This window comes from Paraburkholderia lycopersici (assembly GCF_900096975.1).
Classification (GTDB): Bacteria; Pseudomonadota; Gammaproteobacteria; order Burkholderiales; family Burkholderiaceae; genus Paraburkholderia; species Paraburkholderia lycopersici.
The window spans coordinates 75,956-102,171 of the sequence record NZ_FMYQ01000014.1; the positions used below are offsets into that span (position 1 = coordinate 75,956).

The window sequence follows — 26,216 nt, forward strand, 5'->3', positions numbered from 1 at the left end:
CCGGCCGCACGTTCGCGGCCGGCGCGCTCCCGCCACAAACGGCGATCGCCGTGCGTTTCGTCACGTCGCACGGCGAAGCCGGGCGGTCCCGGCGTGATAAAATTCAGATCCACCTGAACGGGCGCGCCCCCGAATCCAGCCGGGCGGGCGCGGCGCCGGCTTGGCGCGAAAGCGCCGCACGGCTTGCATCAACGCCATGCGGCCGCGCCGCCAGCGCGCCGGCGCCACGAGGCGCGGCCGGCAAAGCAAGGGCGGACAGGACACTCAAGGGCGCACCGGCTCGCGCGCGCACGTCATCGGCATGGCGGCGCTGGCGCGAAGCCGCCCCGGGAACACGCAACGACAACAGCACATTGCACACTGCACGCGCGCCGCGCGTGCGACGGAGAAAGGTATGGCGGGTCATTCGAAATGGGCCAACATCAAGCACAAGAAAGCCGCAGCTGATGCGAAGCGCGGCAAGGTCTGGACGCGGCTCATCAAGGAAATCCAGGTCGCGGCGCGACTGGGCGGCGGCGACATCGACACGAACCCGCGCCTGCGCCTCGCTGTCGACAAGGCGACCGACGCGAACATGCCCAAGGACAACATCAACCGCGCGATCCAGCGCGGCGTGGGCGGCGTGGACGGCGCAAGCTACGAGGAAATCCGCTACGAAGGCTACGGCATCGGCGGCGCGGCCGTCATCGTCGACACGATGACCGACAACCGCACCCGCACCGTCGCGGAAGTTCGCCACGCGTTCTCGAAGTTCGGCGGCAACATGGGCACGGACGGCTCGGTGTCGTTCATGTTCGATCACGTCGGCCAGTTCGTGTTCGCGCCGGGCACGCCCGAAGACGCGCTCATGAACGCCGCGCTCGAAGCGGGCGCCGACGACGTCGTGACGAACGATGACGGCTCCATCGAAGTGGTGTGCCCGCCGTTCGACTTCCCGAAGGTGAAATCCGCGCTCGAAGCCGCGGGCTTCAAGGCGGAAATGGCCGAAGTCACCATGAAGCCGCAAACCGAGGTCGAATTCACGGGCGACGACGCCGTGAAAATGCAAAAGCTGCTCGACGCGCTCGAGAACCTGGACGACGTCCAGGAGGTGTACACCAACGCGTCGATCGCCGAGGAATAAGGCGTCGGCCCGGGCGGCCCGCCGCCCGCATGCGATTTTTACGGCCGGCGCACTGTGCGCCGGCCGCAACTGTTTCTGGTTCAGGTCTTTCGGGGATTCACATGAAGTTACTCGTCGTCGGTTCTGGCGGCCGCGAACATGCGCTGGCGTGGAAGCTCGCGCAGGCGCCGCGCGTGCAACTCGTCTACGTCGCACCCGGCAACGGCGGCACCGCGCAGGACGAGCGGCTCGCCAACATCGACATCACGGACATCCACGAGCTCGCCGATTTCGCCGAGCGCGAGCAGGTCGCCCTCACCGTGGTCGGCCCGGAAGCGCCGCTCGCGGCGGGCATCGTCAACGTGTTCCGCCAGCGCGGCCTGAAGGTGTTCGGCCCGTCGAAGGAAGCGGCACAGCTCGAAAGCTCGAAGGACTTCGCCAAGGCGTTCATGAAGCGCCACAACATCCCGACCGCGGCCTACGAGACCTTCTCGGACGCCACGGCCGCGCACGCCTACGTCGAGAAGAACGGCGCGCCGATCGTCATCAAGGCCGACGGCCTCGCCGCGGGCAAAGGCGTCGTGGTGGCGATGTCGCTGGAAGAAGCGCATCAGGCCATCGACATGATGCTCGCCGACAACAAGCTCGGCGACGCCGGCGCGCGCGTGGTGATCGAAGAGTTCCTCGCGGGCGAGGAGGCGAGCTTCATCGTCATGGTGGACGGCAAGCACGTGCTGCCGCTCGCGTCGAGCCAGGACCACAAGCGCCTGCTCGACGGCGACCAGGGCCCGAACACGGGCGGCATGGGCGCCTACTCGCCCGCGCCCGTCGTCACGCCGCAACTGCACGCGCGCGTGATGCGCGAAATCATCCTGCCGACGGTGGCGGGCATGGAGAAGGAAGGCATCCGCTACACGGGCTTCCTCTACGCCGGCCTCATGATCGACGCGCAGGGCAACCCGAAGACGCTCGAGTTCAACTGCCGCATGGGCGACCCCGAGACGCAGCCGATCATGGCGCGCCTGAAGGGCGACTTCTCGAAGGTCGTGGAACACGCGATCGCGGGCACGCTGAACCAGGTCGAACTCGAATGGGACCGCCGCACGGCGCTCGGCGTCGTGCTCGCGGCGCACAACTACCCGGATACGCCGCGCAAGGGCGACCGCATCAGCGAGATCCCGGCCGAGACCGCCGATTCCGTGACGTTCCACGCAGGCACGCAGCTCGTGGACGGCAAGCTCGTGACGTCGGGCGGCCGCGTGCTGTGCGTGGTCGGCCTCGCCGATTCGGTGCGCAGCGCGCAGAGCGTGGCGTATGAGACCGTGAACCGCATCTCGTTCGACGGCATGCAGTATCGCCACGACATCGGCTATCGCGCCGCAGGACGCAAGCAGTAAACGCAAGGGTTCTTCGGGGCCGCGAGCACTCATGCGGCCCCCAAAGACACGAGCCGCCGCTCGCGCCTCGCTCTACATGCGTCTCCCCGCCGCTCCCTGTGGCCTGCGCGCAACGGCCCCGGCGGCCGATTCGTCCGGGCACCCGCGTTCGTCGCGCAGTTCGCCGTACAACAGGCCGAAGCGAGCACGCCAGCGCAGCGGCGTGACTGTGTTGTCGGGCACGGCCGACGCAACGCTGATAACGGCGTCGGGCGTCGCGCCAATCGGCGCTACACTGCCGCTGTCAGACCGCCCCGGGGCGGCCTATCCGAGTAACCTGAATCCGGCGCCGCCGCCCCCATTTCATCGATGACCGACACTCCGAACAGCGCCTCCCCGGACAGCGCAGCCGTGCGCGCCTGGCTCGCCAGCCTGCAGATGCAGATCGCCGACGCGCTCGGCGCTTTCGACGGCACGCCGCTCGCCGCCGACAACTGGCAACGCGCCCCCGGCGACACGCTGCGCGGCGGCGGCTGCACGCGCATCATCGAAGGCGGCCAGTTCTTCGAGCGTGGCGGCATTGGCTTCTCCGACGTTTCCGGCGACGCCCTGCCGCCCTCCGCCACGGCCGCGCGCGCCCAGCTCACGGGCCACGGCTTCGAGGCGATGGGCGTTTCGCTCGTGCTGCACCCGCGCAATCCGTACTGCCCGACCGTGCACATGAACGTGCGCATGCTGCTCGCCACCAGGGCGGGCGAGGCGCCGGTGTTCTGGTTCGGCGGCGGCATGGACCTCACGCCGTATTACGGCTTCGAGGAAGATGCGCAGCATTTTCACCGCGTGTGCCGCGACGCGCTCGCGCCCTACGGCGCCGATCTCTATCCGCGCTTCAAGCGCTGGTGCGACGACTACTTTTTCCTGAAGCACCGCAACGAGGCGCGCGGCGTGGGCGGCATTTTCTTCGACGACTACGCCGAAGGCGGCTTCGACCAGGCGTTCGCGATGCTGCGCAGCGTGGGCGACGGCTTCCTCAAGGCTTACCTGCCGATCATCGAAAAGCGCCGCGCGACACCCTACGGCGAAGCCGAGCGCGAATTCCAGGCATACCGGCGGGGCCGCTATGTCGAGTTCAACCTGGTCTGGGACCGCGGCACGCATTTCGGCCTGCAAAGCGGCGGACGCACGGAATCGATCCTCATGTCGATGCCGCCGGGCGCCGCCTGGCGCTACGACTGGCAGCCGCAGCCCGGCACGCCGGAAGCGCGCCTCTATACCGACTTCCTGCCGGTGCGCGACTGGATCTGACGCCGTGACGCAACCTTTCGCCGCCCCGCCCAGCGCGCTCGCACGGCGCGTCGGGCTGCTCGGCGGCACCTTCGATCCGATCCACGAGGGCCACCTCGCACTCGCGCGTCATTTCGCGCGCGTGCTGGATCTGAACGAGCTGGTCCTGCTGCCCGCCGGCCAGCCGTGGCAGAAGCCCGGCGTCACGGCGGCGCGTCATCGGCTCGCGATGACGCGCGCCGCCGCCGCCTCGCTCGCGCCGCCGGGCGTGACGGTCAGCGTCGACGCCGACGAAATCGAGCATCGCGGCCCGACCTACACGGTCGACACACTGCGCCGCTGGCGTGCGAAGCGCGCAAGCAACGGCGCGGCGGCACTCACGCTGCTGATGGGCGCCGATCAACTGCTGCATCTCGATTCGTGGCACGAATGGCGTTCGCTGTTCGCGCTCGCGCATCTGGGCGTGGCGAGCCGTCCGGGCTTCGACTTCGCGGCGCTGCCGCCCGCAGTCGCCAGGGAAGTCGCCGCGCGCCGCGCGAGCGCGGCCACTCTCGCGGCAACGCCGCATGGCCACCTGCTGATCGACGAAACGCTCGCGCTCGACGTTTCGGCGACCGCCATCCGGCGCGACCTGCCGGCCTGCGTGGCGAGCGGGCAACGCGGCGGCACCGCCGCCGACAAGCTCCCCGCAGCCGTGTGGGACTATATCCTCCAACATCATCTCTATCTGCAACACGGGTAACTATGGACATCCGCAAACTTCAACGCGCCATCGTCGACGGTCTGGAAGACGTCAAGGCACAGGACATTCGCGTCTTCAACACGAGCCATCTGACCGAGCTGTTCGACCGCGTGGTCGTCGCGAGCGGCACCTCGAACCGCCAGACCAAGGCGCTTGCCAACAGCGTGCGCGAAAAGGTCAAGGAAGCCGGCGGCGACATCGTCAGCACGGAAGGCGAGGATATCGGCGAATGGGTGCTCGTGGATTGCGGCGACGCGGTCGTCCACATCCTGCAGCCCGCGCTGCGCCAGTACTACAACCTCGAGGAGATCTGGGGCGACAAGCCGGTTCGCGTGAAGCTCGCGGCCAGCACGGGCTTCGTGGGCGCGCGCCCGAGCGAGCCGATGGACGACGAAGACGAGGACGAGGCACCGGTCGCGAAGAAGCCCGCGCGCAAAACCGCCGCGCGCAAGATCGCGAAATAAGCGCAGCACGCTTCCAACCGATGAAACTGCACATCGTCGCCGTCGGCCACAAGATGCCGGACTGGATTGCCGAGGGCTTCGAGGAATATACGAAGCGCATGCCGCCCGAGCTGCGCATCGAACTGCGCGAGGTGAAGCCCGAACAGCGCTCGTCCGGCCGCCCGGCCGAGAGCGTGATGGCCGCCGAGCGCACGCGCATCGAAGCCGCGCTGCCGAAGAACGCGCGCATCGTCGCGCTCGACGAACGCGGCAAGGACTGGACCACGATGCAGCTCGCCAAGGCGCTGCCGCTCTGGCAGCGGGACGGCCGCGACGTGGCGTTCCTGATCGGCGGCGCGGACGGCCTCGACCCCGAGCTCAAGTCGCGCGCCGACACGCTGCTGCGCCTTTCCTCCCTCACGCTTCCGCATGCGATGGTGCGCGTGCTGCTCGCCGAGCAGCTTTACCGCGCCTGGACCATCACGCAGAATCACCCCTATCATCGCGTGTGAAGCGGTTCTGAAGCACGCATGAAGCCGGTATCCGGCACGCCCGAGCCGCTCTGGGCGCGCGCCCCGCGCCTCACGGCAGGCACGCTCGCCAACCCGAAGTCCGTCACGTCCAAGACGCTCCGATGCCCACTAACGCGCCCTATCCGTTCGTCTATCTCGCCTCGCAAAGCCCGCGGCGCCAGGAGCTGCTGCAACAGCTCGGCGTGCGCTTCGAACTGCTGCTGCCGCGTCCCGACGAAGACGCCGAAGCGCTCGAAGCCGTGCTGCCCGGCGAGCACGCCGCCGTCTACGTCGAGCGCGTGTGCGCCGCCAAAGCCGACGCCGCGCGTGCGCGCCTCGTGGCCGGCGCACACAGCCATGCGCCGATTCTCACGGCCGACACCACGGTGTCCATCGACGGCCACATTCTCGGCAAGCCGCACGACGCCGCCGAAGCCTACGCGATGCTCGAGCGGCTCGCGGGCCGCGAGCACGAAGTGCTCACGGCCGTGGCCGTGGTGAACGCCGAAGGCGTGTGCCTGCCCGTCGCGGTCTCGCGTTCGCACGTGCGCTTCGCGAGCATGCTGCCCGCCGCGATCGCACGCTACGTGGCGAGCGGCGAACCGTTCGGCAAGGCCGGCGCATACGGCATTCAGGGCCGCGCGGCGGAATTCGTGGAGCGAATCGACGGGTCCTATTCGGGTATCATGGGTTTGCCATTATTCGAAACGGCCGCCCTCCTGCGCGCCGCGGGCATCGACTTCTAGAACAAATCATGAACGAAGAAATCCTGATCAACGTCACGCCCCAGGAGACGCGCGTCGCATTGGTCCAGCAAGGCGCAGTACAGGAGCTTCACGTCGAGCGCACGCTGTCGCGCGGGCGCGTCGGCAACGTCTATCTCGGCAAGGTCGTGCGCGTGCTGCCCGGCATGCAGTCCGCGTTCATCGACATCGGCCTCGAACGCGCCGCATTTCTGCACGTGGCCGACATCTGGCATCCGCGCATCGCCGGCGAAGCGCATGCGAGCGTGCATCATCAGCCCATCGAAAAGACCGTGTTCGAAGGGCAAACGCTCATGGTGCAGGTCGTGAAGGACCCGATCGGCACAAAAGGCGCGCGGCTCTCCACACAGGTGAGCATTGCCGGGCGCACGCTCGTGTATCTGCCGCAGGAACCGCATATCGGCATTTCGCAGAAGATCGAAAGCGAGGCCGAACGCGAAGCGGTGCGCGCGCGCCTCACGGCCGTGCTGCCCGCCGACGAAAAGGGCGGCTACATCGTGCGCACGATCGCCGAGGACGCCACGAGCGAAGAACTCGCCGCCGACGTGGCATATCTGCGCAAGACGTGGGCGACGATCCTCGCGCAGGCGCAGCGCGTGCCCGCCACGAGCCTGCTTTATCAAGACCTGAATCTCGCGCAGCGCGTGCTGCGCGACTTCGTGAACGACGAAACCTCGCGCATTCAGGTCGATTCGCGCGAAACGTTCCAGAAGCTCACCGAGTTCTCCACCGAATTCACGCCCGCCGTGTTGCCGAAGCTGCATCACTACACGGGCGAGCGGCCGCTCTTCGACCTCTACAACATCGAGGCCGAAATTCAGCGCGCACTCTCGCGGCGCGTCGATCTCAAGTCGGGCGGCTACCTCGTGATCGACCAGACCGAGGCGATGACGACCATCGACGTGAACACGGGCGGCTACGTGGGCGCGCGCAACTTCGACGACACGATATTCAAGACGAACCTCGAAGCCGCGCATACGATCGCGCGGCAATTGCGTCTGCGCAATCTGGGCGGCGTCATCATCATCGACTTCATCGACATGGAAAACATCGAGCATCGCGACCAGGTGCTCGGCGAACTGAAGAAGGCGCTTTCGCGCGACCGCACGCGCGTGACCGTGAACGGCTTCTCGCAGCTTGGCCTCGTGGAAATGACGCGCAAGCGCACGCGCGAATCGCTTGCACATGTGTTGTGCGAGCCGTGCCCGACATGCCTCGGCAAGGGGCAGGTCAAAACCGCGCGCACGGTTTGCTACGACGTGCTGCGCGAGATTCTGCGCGAGTCGCGGCAGTTCAATCCGCGCGAGTTCCGCGTGGTCGCTTCGCAGCAGGTCATCGATTTATTCCTCGAGGAAGAATCGCAGCACCTCGCCATGTTGATCGACTTCATCGGCAAGCCGGTGTCACTGCAGGTGGAGTCGAACCTGAGTCAGGAACAGTATGACATCGTGCTGATGTAGCGCGATGCCGTTTAGCGCATCACCGGAGCATCGCTGTTGAATCACCAGCGCGTCACCATTGAGCAGATCGGCGAATTCGATGAGATCGTCGACGTGAGAACGCCGCTCGAATTCGCGGAGGATCACGTTCCCGGCGCGATCAACGCGCCCGTGCTCAGCAACGAGGAGCGCGTGATCGTCGGGACGATGTACAGGAACGCCCCGTTCGACGCCACGCGCGTAGGCGCGGCGCTGGCCGCGCGCAACATCGCGAGGCATCTCGATACGACCTTCGCCGATCGCCCGCGCAACTGGCGCCCGCTCATCTACTGCTGGCGCGGCGGCAAGCGTTCGGGCTCGATGACGGCGATGTTCAACATGATCGGCTGGCGCGCGCGCCAGCTCGAGGGCGGTTACAAGGCCTACCGCCACACGGTGGTCGAAGCGCTCGGCAGCCTGCCCGGCGCGTTCCGCTACATCGTGCTCGCGGGGCCAACGGGCAGCGGCAAGACACGCCTTCTGAAAGCGCTCGGCGCGGCCGGCGCGCAGACGCTCGACCTCGAAGGGGTCGCCGCGCATCGCGGCTCGCTGCTCGGCGCATTGCCCACGCGCGCGCAGCCCACGCAAAAGTCGTTCGACACGGCGCTCGTGCAAACGCTGCGCACGTTCGACGCCGCGCAACCCGTGTTCGTCGAAGCGGAAAGCCGGCGCATCGGCGCGATCACGCTGCCGGTCGCCCTCGTCGGGCACATTCGCGGTGCGCCTTGCGTCGTGGTCGATGTCGCGCGCGAGGAACGCGTCGCGCTACTGCTGGAAGAGTACGGCCATTTGCTGGCCGACCGTGCGTATTTCCGCGAGCAACTGGTGAAGCTCACGCCGCTGCATGGGCGCGAGCGTATCGAGAACTGGTGCGGCTTGCTCGACGCGGACCGGCGCGCCGAGTTGTCCGAAGCGCTCATCGCCGAGCACTACGACCCCGCCTATACGCGCAGCACGCGGCGCCACTATCCGAAACTCGCGAAGTCGCTGCACTTCGCATTCCAGCCGATGACGGGCGACACGCTCGCGCAGGCGCGCGCGCTGCTCGAGCAATTGCAGGAGTCGTCACACGCCGGCGAGCCAACGGCCAGCGAAGCCGAAGCGCCTCGCGCCGTCTGACGCACCCCTGCTCTGTTCCTGCCACGTACTTCACAAAAGCCGCGCCGGGCCCCAGGACGACGATGAGGCCCGGCCGAAGCCATCAGTATCCCGATGGCGGCGGTATTGCACGGCCAACTCACGTGCGGCGTGCGGCACGCTTAGCGCGAGTACATCGCGTTCCAGTCTTCGGCCGACACTGCGGCGCGGCCGCCCGACTGCGACGCATTCGCCACGCCGCCGAAACCGCTGTTCGCGCCGTTGAGCGCGGCGACCTTCGCCTGGGCGGCCTGAATGGCTTCGGGATAGTGGGCGTTGTCGCCATCGCCGACACGGTAGCCCACCTGCTGAAGCTGCACGAGTTCGGCGCGCACCTGGGCGCGGGTGATGGTGGAATGCGACTGCGCGAACGAAGCGGCAGGAGCAACAAGGGCGGCGATAGCGGCGGCAGCGGCAACAGTGTGGATCAGGGACTTCATGGAAACGACCTCCAGTTGGAATAGACGGCCGGCGTGCCAAGGTATGTACATGCGACCGATGTACACATCGTATGCTCATGAAACCCTAGGGTTAACCCCTAGAATCCTAAGGCACTATTCCAGTTCGAGGCAAGGTCCGCTGCGATCCGTCACTCAAACCCACTAGCGCACTAGCGGCGCGCCATGCCGCTGTCCGCCAACGAAGCGGTGTGTTGCAACTGCGCAGGCAGATCGGGTTCCCAGGCTTCGAGATCCTGGGTCGGGTAAAGGCCGAACGCGTACACCACGCGCTTGAGGCGGCTCACGAAGCCCGGTCGCGGCACGTTCGCAAGCGTGCCGGGCGCCGCCTCGGCCGTGCGGCTCATGTAGTTGCGCTTGAAATCGCGCTGCGAGACGCCCCACTTCATGAGGAACTCGCGGCCGCCGCGATTGCGGCGAATGCGCCCCGTCGTGCGACAGCCGAAATGGTAGATGCGGCTCGCGCCAACCGAACGGAACACGCGGCAGCCCACCAGCCAGAGCTTCATCAGGAAATCGTCGTCGCTGCTCATGCCGGGACCGAACTCGATGCTGTACCCGCCCACGCGCAGCCAAAGCTCGCGGCTCACCAGCGTCGGCTGCAGCGCGATGCCGTTGCGGTCGGCGGTATTCATCTTCGCCGCGAATTCGAGCAGGCCCGGCTCGTTGAAATCGGCGGGCCCCGTGCCGAAGTGGGCGACCGTCACGAGGTCGTTACCGGTATCGGTCGGCTCGATGATCTGCGAAGCCAGATACGCAGGCGCGGCGCCGATCTTGCGCAGCGCGTCGACAAAGGCCGTGTCCCAACCCGGCGTGCAGAACATGTCGTCGTTCATGAACAGGATCCACTCGCGCGAGGCGAGGCGCGCCACGTCGTTGACCGCGATGCACACCCCCACGTTCCCCTTGCTCCACGTATGGCGGAGCCCCTGCTCGCGGACCCAGTCGAGTGTCCCGTCGCTGCCGTCGTTGACGTGCACGAGAATCTCGTGCTCGAACGCGGAATGGCGCCGGATGCTGTCGACGCACAGTTTCAGGTACGGCAGGTTATTCCATGTCGGGATCAGAATACTGAACATGCGGTTTTGACCTATGAAGGGTCGGACTGGACAGCCGCGCGGTCGGCGATCGCCGCGAGGACGCCGATCACGGTCGCATAGAAAGACACCGTGCTCTTGAGGTCGAAGGTTTCGACCGTCAGCCCGAAAACGAGAAACATCAGGACAAAGGACAGCCCCATCAGCGCCGTCCGCCGCGCCGTCCTCGATGCGGATTGCAGCTTCGCGGCGAAAAAGACACCCGGCACGACGTAGATCGCCAGCAGCGCGAGACCGCCCACGATACCGTAGTTGGCCATATAGGCGAGCAGCTGGTTGTGCACTTCGCCTTCGCCGAACGCCGCCGCGACCGGCGTGAGCGCACCTTGCCGCGCGAGCGACGTCATCTTGTCGCGAAATCCGTCGCCGCCGAGGCCCAGCACCGGATGCTCGGCGATCAGCTTCGAGGCCGCTTCGTAAAGCTGCAGGCGCACGCCGACGGACGTATCGCGGTTGCCGTGCGAGTATTGCGTCAAGTCGGACGACACCATGTCGACGCGCTCGCGCACCGTCCCCGAAAGCCCGTAGACAAGCCCGAGCAGCAACGCGACGGTCACCGGCATCAGCACTTTCCAGTGGAACGGCTTGCCGCGGCCGAGCTCCCAAACGATCAGCACGGCGACGAGCGGAATCGCCGCCCAGCCGCCGCGGGCACCGGACAGCAACGAAGTGGCGAGGCCGGCAAACAGCCCGGCGACCTTGAGAATGCGCCAAAACACGCGGTCTTTGCGCCACCAGTTCAGCGCGATCGCCGAGAGCACGCCGAGCGCGAGCGCGAGATCGCCGAAATGGATCGGGTTCAGAAACTGACTGCCGACGCGGCCTTCGCCCCAGTCGCGCGGCGTGAGCAGCGCGATCGCGAGCGCGGAGAGAGCGCCTAGCGTAAAGGAGATATCCGCCCAGACGAAGATCCGCAGCGGTGCGCGGCGCAGGGCGAGAAAGATCGGAACGGCGAGCAGAAACCGCGACGGCGAATCCCAGGTCGGGAACAGGGGATGGCCATGCGAAAGCGTACTCAGCGCGACGGCGGCAACGGGGCCGCACAGCGCGACGCAGAACGCCAGAGCGACACGGTCCAGAGGCGCATAGCCATACGGCGCGCCCGCGCGCCGCCAGCACAATGCCGCAAGCGTCACGACCGCCGCGCCGATCGACATGGCGCTCGAGGCGCCTTGCACGAGCATGGCGACGGAGGGAAATGCGAGAAGGAAAACCGCGGTCAGCCAGTCGCCGGGCACCGTGCGTCGGGGTTCAATCGTAACAGCTGTCGGCATCGCTAAACTGCTTTGTCGGTAAGGTCGGTTGCTCGCTCCACCCCTACGAGCTTGTAGGGGTCTGTGAAGCGAAACGCGACATTGTACGCATACAACCTTCTCGTTCGAATCTGAGGCAAAACTTCCGCCCCGGCCGGGCCGCCCGACGCCGCGCGCCTTGATCTGTCACCAGTATGCCGAGTAGTGCCATGCTACACTAAGCGGTTACCTAAATAACAACCAGACCGTGTTTCAGCAGACCCACTCGAACACTTCAACGTTTTCGCCGGCAGGCTGGCTCGACAACGCCGTTTCCCGGTCTACCGTGATCCCGTATCAGGGCGTGCCTTACGAGCCGGAGGTGTTCCTGCGCAGCACGAGCCGGCTCAAGATCGCCAAAAAGTACCTGCACAAGCAACTGCTGCTGAAGGCGCATCGCCAGTTGCGGCTCGAACGGGGACATCTGGGCCATTCGCAGCGGATCCTCTGGATCTACGCCAAGCGCAACTTCGGCGACGCAACCATGGACATGGCCGGCCGCGCCCTGCTCAAGGACAAGGGTGTGCGCATCGATCTGCTCGCCCTGCCGTCGCTGGTTCCGCTATTCAACGAAGACGACGTATTCGGCACGGTCTACGGCGACCCGGGCGAAGTCGATGCGAGCCGCTACGACGCGATCCTGCTCTCCGAATACAACCTGCCTTCGATTCGCCTCAAAACCCGCCACTTCGCGAAGCTGCCTTACGCCTGCCTGTTCCGCTACTTCAACGGACCCGACCGCAACCAGACGCGCTTCAGCTTCGCGAGCATCAACGACGTCTTTTCGCTCGGCCACAGCGCCGACACGCTCAGCGCGATCAGCAAACCGTATCTCGCCAGCCGCGCGACAACGCGCGAGTCGGTGCGCGCGCTTCTGCCCGCGCGTCCGTTCATCGCGCTGGCGGCGGGGGGCGTCGACCCGGACCGGACGTACCACCGCTGGCCTGAATTCGTCGAATTGCTGAGCCGTTACGACAATGCGCCCGCGGCGAAGGAAATCGTCGTGCTCGGCTCGGACAACGGCGAGCAGATCGCACAGCAGCTATGCGCCAGTGCGCCCGCCAACGTGCGCATCCGCTCGCTGACAGGCAAACTCGCCTTCCTTCAGGCGCGCGAGATCGTTGCGCACGCAGCGTTGTTCGTAGGCGCGGACGGCGGCCTCATGCACGTCGCGCACACCACGCGTACGCCCAGCGTTTCACTGTTCTCGCACCGCGAGCCGCCCCACCTGCGCTTGACCGAGGCCTGCCATTCCATCGGACTGCAGGGTAGCGGCAACGTCGATACCATCGCGCCCGCGCAGATCGTCGGCGCGGTGTTACGGCACCTCTCCATTCACGAACCGGCGGCCACACCCACCGCGGCCTGACGGCGCACCACACGGCAAGCGCCTCATGCCGCTTCCGGGCGCGGACCGGGTTTCATGACCGCGGCGCGCAAGATTTCGCGCGCCGCAGCCGTTGCCCGAGCACGTCAGGCAGCGCTTTGCTGATACTGGATCTTGTGCAGGTGCGCATACATCCCGTCCTGGCCGAGCAGCTCCTGATGCGTGCCCGACTCGACGATGCGACCGCCGTCCATCACGAGAATGCGATCGGCGCGCTCGATCGTCGACAGGCGGTGCGCGATCACGAGCGTGGTGCGCCCGCGCATCAGCGTTTCGAGCGCCGCCTGCACGTGACGCTCCGATTCCGAATCGAGCGCCGACGTCGCTTCGTCGAGGATCAGGATCGGCGCATTCTTGTAGATGGCGCGGGCGATCGCAAGACGCTGCCGCTGGCCACCCGAGAATTTCATGCCGTTGTCGCCGACCAGCGTGTCCATGCCCTCGGGCAGCGCCGAGATCGTGTCCCACAGGTTCGCGGCGTGCAGCGCGCGCTCCACGCGCGCGCGGTCGGCCGTTTCGCCATAGGCGACATTGCTGGCGACCGTGTCGTTGAACAGCACGACGTCCTGGCTCACCATTGCGATCTGGCTGCGCAGCGCATGCACGTCGTAGTCGGTGAGCGGCACGCCGTCGACCAGCACCTGACCGCCACTGGGATCGAAAAAACGCGGCAACAGGTTCACGAGCGTGGTCTTGCCGCTGCCCGACGGGCCGGCGAGCGCGACCATTTCGCCGGGGTTGATGCGAAACGACACATGGTCGAGCGTCACGCGGTGGCTCGCGCCATAAGCGAACGACACGTCGCGAAACTCCACGTCGCCGTGCGCTCGCTCGAGCGGCAGGCCGCCGCCGGCCGGCTCCGGCGGCTCGTCGATCAACCCGAAGATCAGCTCGGCCGCGGTCATGCCGCGCTGCAGCGGCTGGTTCACGTCGATCAGATGCTTGAGCGGCGAAATCACGAGCAGCATCGACGTCACGAAGGCCACGAAGCCGCCGACCGTCGTCTGGTCATTCGACGCCTGCACGACCGCAATGGTGATGACGATCGCCAGCGCGATCGATGCGAGGAACTGCGTGAGCGGCTGCGCGAGCCCGCCCGACACCGTCATGCGCATCTGGTAACCGCGCAGGCGGCGGCTCATCTCGCCGAAGCGGTCCATTTCGTAGCGCTCGCCATTGTGGACCTTGACGACCTTGTACCCGCCGACGGTCTCCTCGACGATATAGGACAGGTCGTTCGTGAGCATCTGGTGCTCGCGATTGAGCCTGCGCAGCCGCCGGTTGATCTTGCTGACGAGCCAGCCGATGGCCGGCAGCAGCACCGCGACGATCAGCGTGAGCCGCCAGTTCAGGTAGAACAGGTAACCGAGCAGGAAGATCACGGTGAGCGAATCGCGCACGAGCGTGACGAGAACGCCGAGCAGCACGCCGAGAATCTGGTTGACCTCGAACACGATCGCATTGATGACCGTGCTCGCGGTTTCGCGCTGAAAGAAGCCGACGCTCGCATGTATCATGCGCTCGAACATCTTGAGCCGCAGCGCGAGCAGCACGCGGTTCGACACGTACTGCAGCAAATAGCCGGAAGCGTATTGCGCGACGCCGCGCACGAGCGCGAGGCCGATGACCGCGACCGGCACGAGCCATCGCGCTTTCGGGTCGCCGCGCGTGCCGAAGCCGTGGTCGAGCAGCGGCTTGAGCAGCGCGGGAATGCCGGCCTCGGTGGCGGCGACTACGCCCATCGAGACCACGCCCGCGAGAAGCACCCACAGAAGCGGTTTCACATACGGCCACAGCCGCTTGCCGATCTCGACCGGCGACGACTTCGTGCCGGAGCCGACCGGCTTGCTCAAGGTTGATCTCTCGCTCAAAATTCCCTCGAAAAATACGCGTGATCTGCCGCCTCCCGGCAAACAGGTACGCCATTGTAAACGTTCGGACCAGGCGCCGAAGGATCGGCACGGCCGCGCCCAGAGCGCGCAGGCACCGTAACCGCCCGTAACCGCGCGCGAATGCACGGCGCGCCGGCGCCCCGCCGATTTCGTACCGGCGAACATTTTGGATATACTCACCGATTCGGCTTCGTCGCATCACCGCGTGCGCCGGCAGCCCTCCCGGATTGCCGGGCGATCCGGATCCGGACTTCCTACCTTATTCGAGCCATCGCGAGCCAGCGCCGATGAACGAACGCGCCAAACCCGATGCGATCAGCGTCATCGTCATCGTCAAAAACGAAGCACACGATATCCGGGACTGCCTCGCGTCGGTGCAGGGCTGGGCCCACGAAATCGTCGTGCTCGATTCGGGCAGCACGGACGGCACCCAGGCGATCTGCCGCGAGCTCGGCGCCAGGGTCGTGGAAACCGACTGGCCCGGTTTCGGGCCGCAGAAGCAGCGCGCGCTCGACATGGCCCGCGGCCCCTGGATTCTCTCGCTCGACGCCGATGAACGTGTCTCCCCGGCGCTGCGCGACGAGATTCTCGCGAGCGTGAAGGACAACGGCGCAGACCTGTTCCGCCTGCCCCGCCAATCGAACTACTGCGGCAAGTGGATCCGTCATTCCGGCTGGTCGCCCGATTACGTCACGCGGCTCTTTCGCCGCGACGCCGCCCGCTTCTCGACCGATCTCGTCCACGAACGCGTGATCGCGGCGCCCGAGGCGCGCGTCGGCACGCTCGCCGAACCGCTGATCCACTACAGCTTCCGTGACTTCTCGGAAGTGCTCGGGAAGATCGACAGCTATTCGAGCTACGGCGCGATCCAGGGCGCGGCGCGCGGCAAGCGCGGCGGCCTGCGCAAGGCGCTGCTGCACGGCTTCTGGTCCTTCGTGCGCAGCTGGATCATCCAGCGCGGCTTTCTCGACGGCAAGATGGGCTTCGTGCTGGCGATCTCCAACGCCGAAGGCACCTACTACCGCTACCTGAAGCTGATGCTGCTCGAAACGCAGCACGCAGCCGCGGCAAAATCCCGCGACGATGCACCGGAAATCCAATGAACGCACCCCGCGACATGCTGATTTCCGTGATCGTGAGCACCTATAACCGGCCTGACGCACTCGAGCGCGTACTGTCGGGCTGCGGCGCGCAATCCGACACGCGCTACGAAATCATTGTCGCCGACGACGGCTCGGCCAAGGCAACCCGCGAAACCGTGGCGCGCTGCGCAAGCTCGAGCGCGGTGCGCATCGAACACGTCTGGCACCCGGACGACGGTTTCCGGCTGGCCGAGATCCGCAACAAGGGCATCGCGCAGGCCCGCGGCGACTACCTGATCTTTCTCGACGGCGACTGCGTTCCGCAGCGCGATTTCGTTCAGCGGCACCGGCAGCTCGCGAGCGAGCGCGCCATCGTCACCGGCAGCCGCATCCTGCTCGACGAAACGCTCACGAAGCAGGTCATCGACCGGCGCATTTCATTGCAGGACCAGGGCTTCGGCTTCTGGGCGAAACAACGCCTTGCAGGCCACGTCAACAAGATCGCGCCGCTCTTCGTCAAGCTGCCTGACCGCAAGTGGCGCGACGTAGAGCAGTTCAAGTGGCGCGGCATCAAGGGATGCAACATGAGCGCCTGGCGCAGCGACCTCGAGCGCGTGAACGGCTTCGACACGAGCTTCGTCGGCTGGGGGCACGAGGACGCCGACCTTGTCGTGCGGCTCGCCAACGGCGGCGTGCACCGCAAGCTCGGCGCCTACGCCACGGAGATTTTCCACCTGTGGCACCGCGAGCAGCCGCGCACGCAGGCCAGCCCCAATCAGGAACGGGTCAAGGCGCGCATTGGGGATGGCACCGTGCGTGCCGAACGCGGCCTGGCCGAACTCGCGCAGTAAAGCGCGTCGTGCCCGAACGAGGGCATGGCGACAAGCGCGCTGTCGCGCCGCCCAGCCCCTCAGTAAACGATCTCGATCGAACTGCCGGCGAACTCGCCGCGCAGTGCGGCGAGCAGGTCGTCGGTCGGCTTGACGCGCCAGGCGTCGCCGAGGCGCACTTCCCCTTCGGCCCGATCGTTGCGGTAAGCGATCTGCACGGCGAGGCCGTTCGGAATCGCGGCTTGCGCGCGCTCGCCGCGATCGCGCCCGAAGCCGCCGCGGCCGCGCGTTTCGGCAACCGGCGCCGGCAGCGAGTCGTCGGGCTTCGCGCGATACGCTTCGAGCACCGTGCGCAGCGTGCTCGCGTCGGCGTTGCCGTTCATCTGCAGCTTCACGGCCTGCGCGTAGCGGCTGCGCGCACGCTCCAGGTCCATCACCGTGTCCACGGTGAAGCGGATGCCGCCCGTGAACGCGTCGTTGCGCGCGCCGCCCTGCACGACGAGCAGTTCGTCTTCCTTGAAGAGCGCCTTGTGCGCCTCGTATTGCTCGTTGAACACCGTCACTTCGCACTGGCCGGTGCCGTCGTCGAGCATCGCGATGAGCATCTTGCCGCGCTGGGTCATTTGCGTGCGCAACGAGGCGATCACACCCGCAATGAGCTTGTCGCGCCCTTCCTTCAGTTCGCCTATTTTCTGGCGCACGAAGCGGCGCACTTCGTCCTTGTAGGCGTCGAACAGATGCCCGGAGAGATAGAAGCCGAGTGCGCCCTTCTCTTCCTGGAGCTTGCGCTTGTCGTCCCACGCGGGCTCGTCCACCAGTTCGTGCGCCGCGAGCGGCGCGTCGCCCATGTCGAACAGGCCTGCCTGCATGGCGTTCGCGCTCGCCTGCTCGGCGGCTTCCATCGCCATCGGCACGGAGGCGAGCAGTTGTGCGCGGTTCGCGTGGATCGTGTCGAACGCGCCGGCGCGGATCATCGCCTCGATCGTGCGGCGATTGACGAGACGCCGGTCGATGCGCTCGCAAAAGTCGAACAGGTTCTTGAACAGCCCGCCTTCTTCGCGCGCGCGCAGGATTTCCTCGATGGCGTTCTGGCCGCTGCCCTTGATCGCGCCCAGACCGTAACGGATCGTGCGCGAGCGCTTGCCCTCGGCCACCAGAGCATCGGCCACCGGCTCGAAGCGGTACGCCGATGCGTTGACGTCGGGCGGCAGCACCTTCATGCCGTTCGTGATGCAGTCCTCGAAGAGGATCTTCACCTTGTCGGTGTCGTCCATGGCGAGCGACATGTTGGCCGCCATGAATTCGGCCGGATGGTGCGCCTTGAGCCACGCCGTGTGATACGCGAGCAGCGCGTAGGCCGCCGCGTGCGACTTGTTGAAGCCGTAGCCCGCGAACTTCTCCATCAAGTCGAAGGTCTCGTCCGCCTTCTCGCGCGTGAGGCCGTTCTTCGCCGCGCCTTCCGCGAAGATCTCGCGGTGCTCGGCCATCTCCTCGGGCTTCTTCTTGCCCATCGCGCGGCGCAGCAGGTCCGCGCCGCCGAGCGAGTAGCCGCCGATGATCTGCGCCATCTGCATCACCTGCTCCTGGTAGACCATGATGCCGTAGGTCTCTTTCAGGACAGGCTCGACGCGCGGGTCGGGATACTCCACGACTTCGCGCCCGTGCTTGCGCGCGCAAAAGCTCGGGATCAGGTCCATCGGGCCCGGACGGTACAGGGCCACGAGCGCGATGATGTCCTCGAAGCGGTCGGGCTGCGCGTCCTTCAGCATGCCCTGCATGCCGCGGCTTTCCAGCTGGAACACGGCCACCGTGTTGGCCTTCTTGAGGATCTGGAACGACGCCGGGTCGTCGAGCGGCACCTGGGCGAGCGACCAGTCTTTCTTCGACGGGTCGAGCATGCGGATATAGCGCTCGGCCCAGTCGAGAATCGTCAGCGTGGTGAGGCCCAGAAAGTCGAACTTCACGAGGCCGACGGCTTCCACGTCGTCCTTGTCGTACTGGCTCACGACGCCGCTTTCGTCGCCCTGCGTGTAGAGCGGGCAGAAGTCGGTGAGCTTGCCGGGCGCGATCAGCACGCCGCCGGCATGCATGCCGACGTTGCGCGTGAGACCTTCCACGAGCTGCGCGAGGTCGAGCAACTGGTGCACTTCGTCTTCGTTGTCGTAGCGCTCCTGCAGCAACGGCTCTTCTTTCATCGCGTCGGCGATGGTGACGTGCTTGCCCGGCTTGAACGGAATCAGCTTCGCGACGCCGTCCGTGAAGTTGTAGCCGAGGTCGAGCACGCGGCCGATGTCGCGCACGGCCGCCTTCGCGGCCATGGTGCCGAAAGTGGCGATCTGCGAGACCGCGTCGGCGCCGTACTTCTCCTTCACGTACTGAATGACGCGGTCGCGCCCATGCTGGCAGAAGTCGATGTCGAAGTCGGGCATCGAGACGCGTTCCGGATTCAGAAAGCGCTCGAACAGCAGGTTGTAGCGCAGCGGATCGAGGTCGGTGATGCCGAGCGCGTACGCGACGAGCGAGCCCGCGCCCGAACCGCGCCCCGGCCCCACCGGCACGCCGTTGTTCTTCGCCCAGTTGATGAAGTCCGCGACGATCAGGAAGTAGCCCGGGAAGCCCATCTTGATGATGGTCCCGCACTCGAAATCCAGACGCTCGTAATAACGCGCGCGTTCCTTGTCGCGCTCGGCGGCGTCGGGATAAAGCTGCACGAGGCGTTTCTCGAGCCCTTCCTTCGAAAGCTGCACGAGATAGTCGTCGAGCGACAGACCATCGGGCGTCGGGAAAAGCGGCAGCTTGGGTTTGCCGAGTTCGAGCCTGAGGTTGCAGCGCTTCGCGATCTCGATGGTGTTCGCGAGAGCCGAAGGGACGTCCGCGAAGAGCGCGACCATTTCCTCCTGGGTGCGAAAACGCTGATCGGTCGTAAAGCGCTTCTGGCGGCGCGGATTCGCGAGGATGTCACCTTCCGAGATACACACGCGCGCTTCGTGCGCGGTGTACTCCTCGTCGGTCATGAACTGCATGGGGTGCGTCGCCACCACCGGCAGCTTCAGTTGCGACGCGAGCGCCACCGCCTGTTCGACATACTGCTCGCCGCCGGGCTGGCCGCAGCGCTGCAGTTCGATGTAGTAGCCACCCGGAAACAGCTTCGCCCAGCGCTGCGCATGGCGCTTCGCGCTTTCGACGTTGCCCGCCGCGAGCGCGAGACCCACGTCGCCCTGCTGCGCGCCCGAGATCGCGAGCAGCCCTTCGGCGAAACCGCTTTCGAGCCACGCGACGTCGATTTCCGCGCGGCCGCGATACTGGTTGGTGAGCCACGCCTTGGAAAGCAGCTCGCACAGGTTCAGGTAGCCGCGCTTGTCCTTCACGAGCAAAAGAAGCCGCGAAGGCTTGTCGCGGTCGTCGGGATTCATGATCCAGACGTCGCAGCCGGCAATGGGTTTGACCCCTTTGCCGCGGGCTTCCTTATAAAAACGTACGAGGCCGAACGCGTTGCCGAGGTCGGTGAGCGCGAGCGCGCCCTGGCCGTCTTTGGCCGCCGCCTTGACGAGGTCGTCGAGACGCACGATGCCGTCGGCAATCGAGAATTCGGAGTGGACGCGAAGATGGACGAAGCGGGGATCTGACATGGGCGTCATTGTACCTCTACGGTCACGCGATTTTCGGCGCTCGCTCGCATGCTGGCCTTCCGGACAAGGCCTTGCGCGGGCCCTGGGCCGCCGCACGGCGCGACGTCCACGCCACAGGCGGCGTGAGGCGCGATTGAGGGATAATAGCGAACTGCGCCCGGCGCGCGCCCTGCCCTCATTCCCGCTTCGCGGGACCGCAGTCCGCCCGTCCGGCTCCGGTTTTCACGCGCGCCTCGCGCCTTTTCCGTTGCATCATGCGTATCCTCAATCTCTCCGCCTACCAGTTCGCCACACTCGACAAGACCGCCGAGTGGCGCCCGCTCGTGCTCGAGCGCTGCAACGCGCTCGACTTGCGGGGCACGATCCTGCTCGCACCCGAGGGCATCAACCTGTTCGTCGCCGGCGATGAAGACAACGTGCGCGCCTTCATGGACTACATCAATCACGATCCGCTCTTCGAGGGCAAGTTCGCGACGCTGAAGTTCAAGGAAAGCTTCTCCGAAACGCGCCCCTTCAACCGCATGCTCGTGCGCCTGAAGCGCGAAATCATCACGATGAAGAAGCCCGCGATCCGCCCCGAGGAAGGCCGCGCGCCTTCCGTTGCGCCGGTCGTGCTCAAACAGTGGCTCGACCGCGGCTTCGACGACGAAGGCCGCCCCGTCGTCATGCTCGACACGCGCAACGCATTCGAAGTCGACGTGGGCACGTTCGAGCGCGCGCTCGACTACCGCATCGGCAAGTTCAGCGAATTCCCCGGCGTGATCGAGGCGAACCGCGCCGACCTCGAAGGCAAGACGGTCGTGTCGTTCTGCACGGGCGGCATCCGCTGCGAGAAGGCCGCCATTCACATGAAGGAAGCCGGCATCGAGCACGTCTACCAGCTCGAGGGCGGCATTCTGAAGTACTTCGAGGAAGTGGGCGGCGCGCACTACAACGGCGACTGCTTCGTGTTCGACCAGCGCACCGCGCTCAACCCGCGGCTCGAACCGACCGATACCGTGCAGTGTTTCGCGTGCCGCGCCGTAGTGACCCCAGACGAGCAGGCTTCGCCGCTCTACGTCGCGGGCAAAAGCTGCCCGGCGTGCCACCCCGAGCGAGCAGGCGCGGCGGCGCAAGCGGCTGCTTGACACGCACGCGATACGCACACGAACTGACACGCACTGAACGCGTGAGCCCAATGCCACAACGGTATCGCGGGCGCTTTGCGCCCTCGCCCACCGGACCGCTGCACTTTGGCTCGCTCGTCTCGGCGCTTGCGAGCTGGCTCGACGCGCGCGCGCATGGCGGCGCCTGGCTCGTGCGCATGGAGGACATCGACGGCCCGCGCACGGTGCCGGGCGCGGCCGATGCAATTTTCGCCACGCTCGGGCGCTTCGGCTTTCACGCGGACGAGCCGCCCGAATGGCAGAGCCGCCGCGTCGACCTGTACCGCGCCGCGCTCGATCGCCTGATCGCCTCGGGGCATGTCTACCCGTGCGGCTGCACGCGCAAGGAAATCGCCGATTCGCAGTTGCACGCGCACCGGCGCAATACCACGCTGATCTATCCGGGCACCTGCCGAAACGGCCTGCACGGCAAGCCCGCGCGCGCCTGGCGCCTGCGCGTGCCCGACGACGCGCGATCCGGCGCCGGCAATCCCGCGCTCATCCGCTTCGACGACCGCTGGCAAGGCCCGCAGCAGCAAAACCTCGCGACCGAAGTCGGCGACTTCGTGCTGCTGCGCGCGGACGGCCAGTGGGCGTATCAGCTGGCCGTGGTCGTGGACGACGCCGAGCAGCACATCACGCACGTCGTGCGCGGCGCGGACCTGCTCGACTCGACGGCGCGGCAGATCTGGCTCCAGCAGTGTCTTGGCGCGCCGACGCCCGCGTACCTGCACGTGCCGGTCGTCACCAACGCGCAAGGCGAAAAGCTCTCCAAGCAAACGGGTGCGCGGGCGCTCGACCCCGCGCGCCCGCTGGAAGCCTTGACGGCGGCCGCGCGGCATCTGGGACTCGCGCTTCACGACCCGGCGCCCGCAACGCTCGAAGCGTTCCAGGCCGACGCGATCGACGCGTGGAAACGGCGGCTCACGCAATTACCGGCCGCATGAACGAAAACGGCATGTCGCTCGAAGCGACATGCCGTTTTTCTTTGGGCGGCGCGCGAAGGCCGCGCGCGCGAACTCAGTTCGACGAAGACGACGTCGGCTTGTTGCGCCAGCCGGACCCGAGGCCGCCAAGGAGCGCCGCGAGCGGCTGCTTCGGCTGCTGCTTTTGCGGCGCCGCGCCCGCGGGCTGGTCTTCGGCCTTGCTGCGCGCGCCCGGCGAGGGCTCGTAGGGCTTCAGGAAGAAGTCGTCGACAGGCTGCGCACGGTGATGATGCGGACGGTCGAACGACGCCGCGCGGCGATGCGTGCCGCGCTCACCGCGCTCGCCACGGCCTTCATGGCCGTCGCGCTCGCGCCGGCGGCCACCGCCCTCGTGATGCGCGACCGGCACGTCGACCACGAGCCGCTCGACGGTGAGCGGACGCTTGATGAGCTTCTCGATGTCGGCGAGCTGCTTCTTCTCGTTGGGGCTGCACAGCGAGAGCGCGTCGCCCGAGGCGCCTGCGCGGCCCGTGCGGCCGATGCGGTGCACGTAGTCTTCCGCGTTGAACGGCAGGTCGAAGTTGATGACGGCCGGCAGCTCGGCGATGTCGAGGCCGCGCGCGGCCACGTCGGTCGCCACGAGCGCCTCGATTTCGCCGCGCTTGAAGGCGTCGAGCGCCTGCATGCGCTCGCTCTGCGAGCGGTCGCCGTGAATCGCGGCGGCCACGATGCCCGACTTCTCGATCTGGCGCGCAAGGCGGCTCGCACCGATCTTGCTGTTGCAGAACACGATCACCTGCTTCAGGCCCCGGTCGCGGATCAGTTGCACGACCGCACCGGTCTTGTCGCCCTCGGCGACTTCGTAGACGATCTGGGTGACGTTCGTGGCCGTCGAGTTGCTGCGCGCCACTTCAATTGTCTGCGGATTGCGCAGGTAGGTCGCGGCGAGCTTCTTGATTTCGCCCGAGAACGTGGCCGAGAACAGGAGCGTCTGACGCTCTTTCGGCAGCAGGTTCAGGATGCGCTGCAGGTCAGGCAGGAAGCCCATGTCGAGCATCCGGTCGGCTTCGTCGAGCACGAGCATCTGCACCTGGCCGAGGTTCGTGGTCTTCTGCTGGACGTGGTCGAGCAGGCGGCCCGGCGTCGCGATCAGGATCTCGACGCCGCGGCGTAGTTCGTCGGACTGCGGATTCATGTCCACGCCGCCGAACACCACCGCGCTGCGCAGCGGCGTGTGCACCGCGTACGAGCGCACGTTGCTGGCGACCTGGTCGGCCAGCTCGCGCGTGGGCGTAAGGATCAGCGCGCGCACCGGGTGGCGCGCCGGAGACGCGCTCGTGCTCGCGGCCGGCAGCAGGCGCTGGATGATCGGCAGCGAGAAGCTCGCCGTCTTGCCGGTACCGGTTTGCGCGGCGCCCATTACGTCGCGGCCCGTGAGCACCACGGGAATCGCCTGCGCCTGGATCGGCGTGGGCGTCGTGTAGCCCTGTTCCTGGATGGCCCGGAGGATTTCGGGTGCAAGGCCAAACTGGTCGAAGGTCGCAGTACTGGGCTTGACGGCTGTGTCGGACATGGTGGCTTCGCTATAAAGGCGCATTTCGCGCGAGGCGCGGGAGCGCCTCAAAAGGTCACTGCTGGGCATTGCAGGTCGATGCAGGGCTGCATCACAATCACAACATGTAAGGCACCTGCCGCGACGGGCGGAACGCTCGCGCGGGCCGCCCGGCAAACGGGTGGCCCCGCGGACGACGAGAAGGTCCGCCGGGGACGGGGCGCTGGCTCCCTTGCCGCGCTCGCTCGGGTTCAACCCGGCCAGACTCGCTCGCTTCCAGATGGTTCCGGCGCAATCGCTGCGCCGGTCGCCGTATTCGCCCCATTTGCCACATTCGCCGAAAACGGCTTGGTCGGCCCCACCTGGCTCAACTGGCTCAACCGGCCTCGCACCGCCGGATCATGCCGGCTGCGCCGGCCGATCCGGCAGACCGCACAGGGGCTGCCGCCGGCTTTCTACCCGCTTTTTGCCGCGGGCGCAACGGGCCGAAAGGCCGGTATTGTAGCACCTTGGCATAAATCCCTATGGCAGCGGCCCATCGGTTCTGCCACGAGGCGCACGGCGGATTCCCGCACATCGCGCCCCGTTCATCGCGCCCTTTTTCCGCGCCCTTTTACCGTGCCGCCGGCTCACCACGTTTCGCGCATCACCATCAGCCGCAATTCGGTCATGTCCTCGATCGCATAGCGCACGCCCTCGCGCCCGAGCCCCGAGTCCTTCACGCCGCCGTACGGCATGTTATCCACGCGAAATGACGGAATATCGTTGATCACCACGCCGCCCACTTCGAGCCCGTCCCAGGCGCGGTGCGCATTCGCGAGCGAGTCGGTGAACACGCCCGCCTGCAGGCCGAAGTCGCTGTCGTTGACGATCGCCAGCGCCTTGCCGAAGTCGTCGAAGCGCTCCAGGATCGCGACCGGCCCGAACGCCTCCTTGCGGTAGAGATCGGTGTCGCGGCGCACGTCTTCGAGCAGCGTGGCCTCGAACATCGCGCCATCCACCTTGCCGCCCGCGACGATCTTCGCGCCCGCCAGCACGGCGCTCTCCATCCAGCCCGAGAGGCGCTTCGACTCGGATACGGAGATCATCGGTCCGACGAAAGTCGTCTCGTCTTTCGGGTCGCCCATCTTGAGCGTCCTGACCTTGGCGATGAGCTTCTCGCGCAGCGCGTCGTAAATCGACGCGTGCACGAGAATGCGCTGCACGCCGATGCAGCTCTGTCCCGACTGGTAATACGCGCCGAACGCGAGCCGGTCCACCACGTAGTCGAGCTTACCGCCCTGGTCGCCGTCGACGATGGCCGCCGCGTTGCCGCCCAGTTCCAGCACCACTTTCTTCTTGCCCGCCTTCTTCTTGAGATCCCAGCCCACCGCAGGCGAGCCCGTGAACGAGAGGAGCTTGAAGCGCTCGTCGGTGGTGAAGAGATCGGCGCCGTCGCGGTGTGCGGGCAGGATCGAAAACGCGCCTTTCGGCAAATCGGTCTGCGCAAGCACTTCGCCGATGATGAGCGCGCCCACAGGCGTGCGGCTCGCGGGCTTGAGCACGAACGGCACGCCCGCCGCAAGCGCCGGCGCAATCTTGTGCGCGGCCAGATTGAGCGGGAAATTGAACGGCGAGATGAACGAGCACGGGCCGATGGGCACGCGCTTCACGTAGCCGCGATAGCCCTTGGCGCGCGCCGAGATTTCGAGGTTCACGATGTCGCCGTCGATGCGCACGCTTTCCTCCGCGGCCACGCGAAAGGTGTCGATCAGCCGCGTGACCTCGCCGCGCGAATCGTTGATCGGTTTGCCCGCCTCGATGCACAGCGCCGTCGCGAGCTCGTCGAAGCGCTCGCGAAAGCGCGCCACGCAATGATCGATCACGGCCTGGCGCCTGAACGGCGGGAACGCGCGCATGGCGGGCATGGCGGCTTCGGCGGCGGCGATGGCCTGGTCGATGGCCTTCGCGTCGGCGAGCGCGACGCGCGTGGCGACTTCGCCGCTGTACTTGTCGGTGACTTCGAGATCGGTGTTGGCGGCGACCGCCTCGTTGGCCAGGTAGTACGGATAAGTGGGTTCGAGCATGGCGGATTCTCCGGAAGAAGCG

The 26,216-nt window shown here is 66.6% G+C and carries 21 protein-coding genes; 14 read left to right on the forward strand and 7 right to left on the reverse strand.

The features are described from left to right. The first annotated feature begins 394 nt into the window (after window positions 1-394). From BLU17_RS16625 to mnmH, 9 genes are all read left to right on the forward strand, one after another. Window positions 395-1,123 (forward strand): YebC/PmpR family DNA-binding transcriptional regulator, encoded by a 729-nt coding sequence (locus tag BLU17_RS16625; RefSeq protein ID WP_091998530.1) that lies wholly within the window; start codon window positions 395-397, stop codon window positions 1,121-1,123. 101 nt (window positions 1,124-1,224) lie between these two features. Further along, the gene (gene purD / locus BLU17_RS16630; protein WP_091998349.1) at window positions 1,225-2,499 is read left to right on the forward strand and encodes a phosphoribosylamine--glycine ligase; all 1,275 of its coding nucleotides are present in this window, start codon (window positions 1,225-1,227) and stop codon (window positions 2,497-2,499) included. A 348-nt stretch (window positions 2,500-2,847) separates the two neighbouring features. Then, window positions 2,848-3,783, forward strand: a complete 936-nt coding sequence (gene hemF / locus BLU17_RS16635) for an oxygen-dependent coproporphyrinogen oxidase (RefSeq protein WP_091998351.1) — start codon at window positions 2,848-2,850, stop codon at window positions 3,781-3,783. Continuing rightward, window positions 3,749-4,504: a nicotinate-nucleotide adenylyltransferase gene (locus BLU17_RS16640; protein WP_091998534.1), complete on the forward strand. Its 756-nt coding sequence runs from the start codon at window positions 3,749-3,751 to the stop codon at window positions 4,502-4,504. The genes hemF and BLU17_RS16640 overlap by 35 nt, the downstream gene beginning before the upstream one ends. A 2-nt stretch (window positions 4,505-4,506) precedes the next feature. After that, complete coding sequence (gene rsfS / locus BLU17_RS16645) at window positions 4,507-4,968, forward strand: ribosome silencing factor (RefSeq protein WP_091998353.1); 462 nt, start codon at window positions 4,507-4,509, stop codon at window positions 4,966-4,968. A 20-nt stretch (window positions 4,969-4,988) separates the two neighbouring features. After that, window positions 4,989-5,459: a 23S rRNA (pseudouridine(1915)-N(3))-methyltransferase RlmH gene (gene rlmH / locus BLU17_RS16650; protein WP_091998355.1), complete on the forward strand. Its 471-nt coding sequence runs from the start codon at window positions 4,989-4,991 to the stop codon at window positions 5,457-5,459. Window positions 5,460-5,581: 122 nt separating this feature from the next. Then, a complete protein-coding gene (locus BLU17_RS16655; protein ID WP_091998357.1) occupies window positions 5,582-6,205 on the forward strand; it encodes a Maf family protein in 624 nt (207 codons plus the stop codon). A gap of 8 nt (window positions 6,206-6,213) precedes the next feature. Then, window positions 6,214-7,683, forward strand: a complete 1,470-nt coding sequence (gene rng / locus BLU17_RS16660; RefSeq protein WP_091998359.1) for a ribonuclease G — start codon at window positions 6,214-6,216, stop codon at window positions 7,681-7,683. 36 nt (window positions 7,684-7,719) lie between these two features. Next, entirely contained in the window at window positions 7,720-8,820 is a 1,101-nt protein-coding gene (mnmH, locus tag BLU17_RS16665) for a tRNA 2-selenouridine(34) synthase MnmH (RefSeq protein ID WP_091998361.1), read from the forward strand. A gap of 140 nt (window positions 8,821-8,960) precedes the next feature. On the opposite strand, the gene BLU17_RS16670 is transcribed toward mnmH, so the two are convergent. The 3 genes from BLU17_RS16670 to BLU17_RS16680 form a co-directional block, all read right to left on the reverse strand. Beyond that, on the reverse strand, window positions 8,961-9,278 hold the full coding sequence (locus BLU17_RS16670) for a DUF4148 domain-containing protein (protein ID WP_091998363.1): 318 nt from the start codon (window positions 9,276-9,278) through the stop codon (window positions 8,961-8,963). A 170-nt stretch (window positions 9,279-9,448) separates the two neighbouring features. Then, window positions 9,449-10,375, reverse strand: a complete 927-nt coding sequence (locus BLU17_RS16675; RefSeq protein ID WP_091998365.1) for a glycosyltransferase family 2 protein — start codon at window positions 10,373-10,375, stop codon at window positions 9,449-9,451. An 11-nt stretch (window positions 10,376-10,386) separates the two neighbouring features. Continuing rightward, complete coding sequence (locus BLU17_RS16680) at window positions 10,387-11,667, reverse strand: O-antigen ligase family protein (protein ID WP_091998367.1); 1,281 nt, start codon at window positions 11,665-11,667, stop codon at window positions 10,387-10,389. 226 nt (window positions 11,668-11,893) lie between these two features. Between BLU17_RS16680 and BLU17_RS16685 the strand changes: the two genes are divergently transcribed. Further along, window positions 11,894-13,054 carry a glycosyltransferase family 9 protein gene (locus BLU17_RS16685; protein ID WP_091998370.1) on the forward strand — a complete coding sequence of 387 codons (1,161 nt, stop codon included), beginning with the start codon at window positions 11,894-11,896 and terminating at the stop codon, window positions 13,052-13,054. 104 nt (window positions 13,055-13,158) lie between these two features. Here the strand turns inward: BLU17_RS16685 and msbA are convergent, their stop codons facing one another. Further along, window positions 13,159-14,943 carry a lipid A export permease/ATP-binding protein MsbA gene (gene msbA / locus BLU17_RS16690; protein ID WP_091998372.1) on the reverse strand — a complete coding sequence of 595 codons (1,785 nt, stop codon included), beginning with the start codon at window positions 14,941-14,943 and terminating at the stop codon, window positions 13,159-13,161. Between the two features lie 308 nt (window positions 14,944-15,251). Here msbA and BLU17_RS16695 point away from each other — a divergent pair, with 308 nt between their 5' ends. Together BLU17_RS16695 and BLU17_RS16700 are read left to right on the forward strand one after the other, a co-directional pair. After that, the gene (locus BLU17_RS16695) at window positions 15,252-16,067 is read left to right on the forward strand and encodes a glycosyltransferase family 2 protein (protein WP_091998374.1); all 816 of its coding nucleotides are present in this window, start codon (window positions 15,252-15,254) and stop codon (window positions 16,065-16,067) included. After that, on the forward strand, window positions 16,064-16,897 hold the full coding sequence (locus tag BLU17_RS16700) for a glycosyltransferase family 2 protein (RefSeq protein WP_091998380.1): 834 nt from the start codon (window positions 16,064-16,066) through the stop codon (window positions 16,895-16,897). The genes BLU17_RS16695 and BLU17_RS16700 overlap by 4 nt, the downstream gene beginning before the upstream one ends. A 59-nt stretch (window positions 16,898-16,956) precedes the next feature. Here BLU17_RS16700 and dnaE read toward each other — a convergent pair whose 3' ends face one another. Further along, the gene (gene dnaE / locus BLU17_RS16705; RefSeq protein WP_091998382.1) at window positions 16,957-20,514 is read right to left on the reverse strand and encodes a DNA polymerase III subunit alpha; all 3,558 of its coding nucleotides are present in this window, start codon (window positions 20,512-20,514) and stop codon (window positions 16,957-16,959) included. A gap of 245 nt (window positions 20,515-20,759) precedes the next feature. On the opposite strand from dnaE, the gene BLU17_RS16710 reads away from it, so the two are divergent. After that, entirely contained in the window at window positions 20,760-21,632 is an 873-nt protein-coding gene (locus tag BLU17_RS16710; protein WP_091998384.1) for a sulfurtransferase, read from the forward strand. A 50-nt stretch (window positions 21,633-21,682) separates the two neighbouring features. Then, entirely contained in the window at window positions 21,683-22,597 is a 915-nt protein-coding gene (gene gluQRS / locus BLU17_RS16715) for a tRNA glutamyl-Q(34) synthetase GluQRS (RefSeq protein ID WP_091998386.1), read from the forward strand. A 73-nt stretch (window positions 22,598-22,670) separates the two neighbouring features. On the opposite strand, the gene BLU17_RS16720 is transcribed toward gluQRS, so the two are convergent. Together BLU17_RS16720 and BLU17_RS16725 are read right to left on the reverse strand one after the other, a co-directional pair. Further along, complete coding sequence (locus tag BLU17_RS16720; RefSeq protein WP_091998537.1) at window positions 22,671-24,149, reverse strand: DEAD/DEAH box helicase; 1,479 nt, start codon at window positions 24,147-24,149, stop codon at window positions 22,671-22,673. A gap of 608 nt (window positions 24,150-24,757) precedes the next feature. Further along, a complete protein-coding gene (locus BLU17_RS16725) occupies window positions 24,758-26,194 on the reverse strand; it encodes an aldehyde dehydrogenase family protein (protein ID WP_091998387.1) in 1,437 nt (478 codons plus the stop codon). Window positions 26,195-26,216 lie beyond the last annotated feature (22 nt).

Excerpts from the sequence above, each read along its gene's own strand:
- BLU17_RS16625 (WP_091998530.1), top strand. The coding sequence starts at position 395 with ATGGCGGGTCATTCGAAATGGGCCAACATCAAGCACAAGAAAGCCGCA.
- purD (WP_091998349.1), top strand. The coding sequence starts at position 1,225 with ATGAAGTTACTCGTCGTCGGTTCTGGCGGCCGCGAACATGCGCTGGCG.
- hemF (WP_091998351.1), top strand. The coding sequence starts at position 2,848 with ATGACCGACACTCCGAACAGCGCCTCCCCGGACAGCGCAGCCGTGCGC.
- rsfS (WP_091998353.1), top strand. The coding sequence starts at position 4,507 with ATGGACATCCGCAAACTTCAACGCGCCATCGTCGACGGTCTGGAAGAC.
- rlmH (WP_091998355.1), top strand. The coding sequence starts at position 4,989 with ATGAAACTGCACATCGTCGCCGTCGGCCACAAGATGCCGGACTGGATT.
- BLU17_RS16655 (WP_091998357.1), top strand. The coding sequence starts at position 5,582 with ATGCCCACTAACGCGCCCTATCCGTTCGTCTATCTCGCCTCGCAAAGC.
- rng (WP_091998359.1), top strand. The coding sequence starts at position 6,214 with ATGAACGAAGAAATCCTGATCAACGTCACGCCCCAGGAGACGCGCGTC.
- BLU17_RS16670 (WP_091998363.1), bottom strand. The coding sequence starts at position 9,278 with ATGAAGTCCCTGATCCACACTGTTGCCGCTGCCGCCGCTATCGCCGCC.
- BLU17_RS16675 (WP_091998365.1), bottom strand. The coding sequence starts at position 10,375 with ATGTTCAGTATTCTGATCCCGACATGGAATAACCTGCCGTACCTGAAA.
- BLU17_RS16680 (WP_091998367.1), bottom strand. The coding sequence starts at position 11,667 with ATGCCGACAGCTGTTACGATTGAACCCCGACGCACGGTGCCCGGCGAC.
- BLU17_RS16695 (WP_091998374.1), top strand. The coding sequence starts at position 15,252 with ATGAACGAACGCGCCAAACCCGATGCGATCAGCGTCATCGTCATCGTC.
- BLU17_RS16700 (WP_091998380.1), top strand. The coding sequence starts at position 16,064 with ATGAACGCACCCCGCGACATGCTGATTTCCGTGATCGTGAGCACCTAT.
- dnaE (WP_091998382.1), bottom strand. The coding sequence starts at position 20,514 with ATGACGCCCATGTCAGATCCCCGCTTCGTCCATCTTCGCGTCCACTCC.
- BLU17_RS16710 (WP_091998384.1), top strand. The coding sequence starts at position 20,760 with ATGCGTATCCTCAATCTCTCCGCCTACCAGTTCGCCACACTCGACAAG.
- gluQRS (WP_091998386.1), top strand. The coding sequence starts at position 21,683 with ATGCCACAACGGTATCGCGGGCGCTTTGCGCCCTCGCCCACCGGACCG.
- BLU17_RS16720 (WP_091998537.1), bottom strand. The coding sequence starts at position 24,149 with ATGTCCGACACAGCCGTCAAGCCCAGTACTGCGACCTTCGACCAGTTT.
- BLU17_RS16725 (WP_091998387.1), bottom strand. The coding sequence starts at position 26,194 with ATGCTCGAACCCACTTATCCGTACTACCTGGCCAACGAGGCGGTCGCC.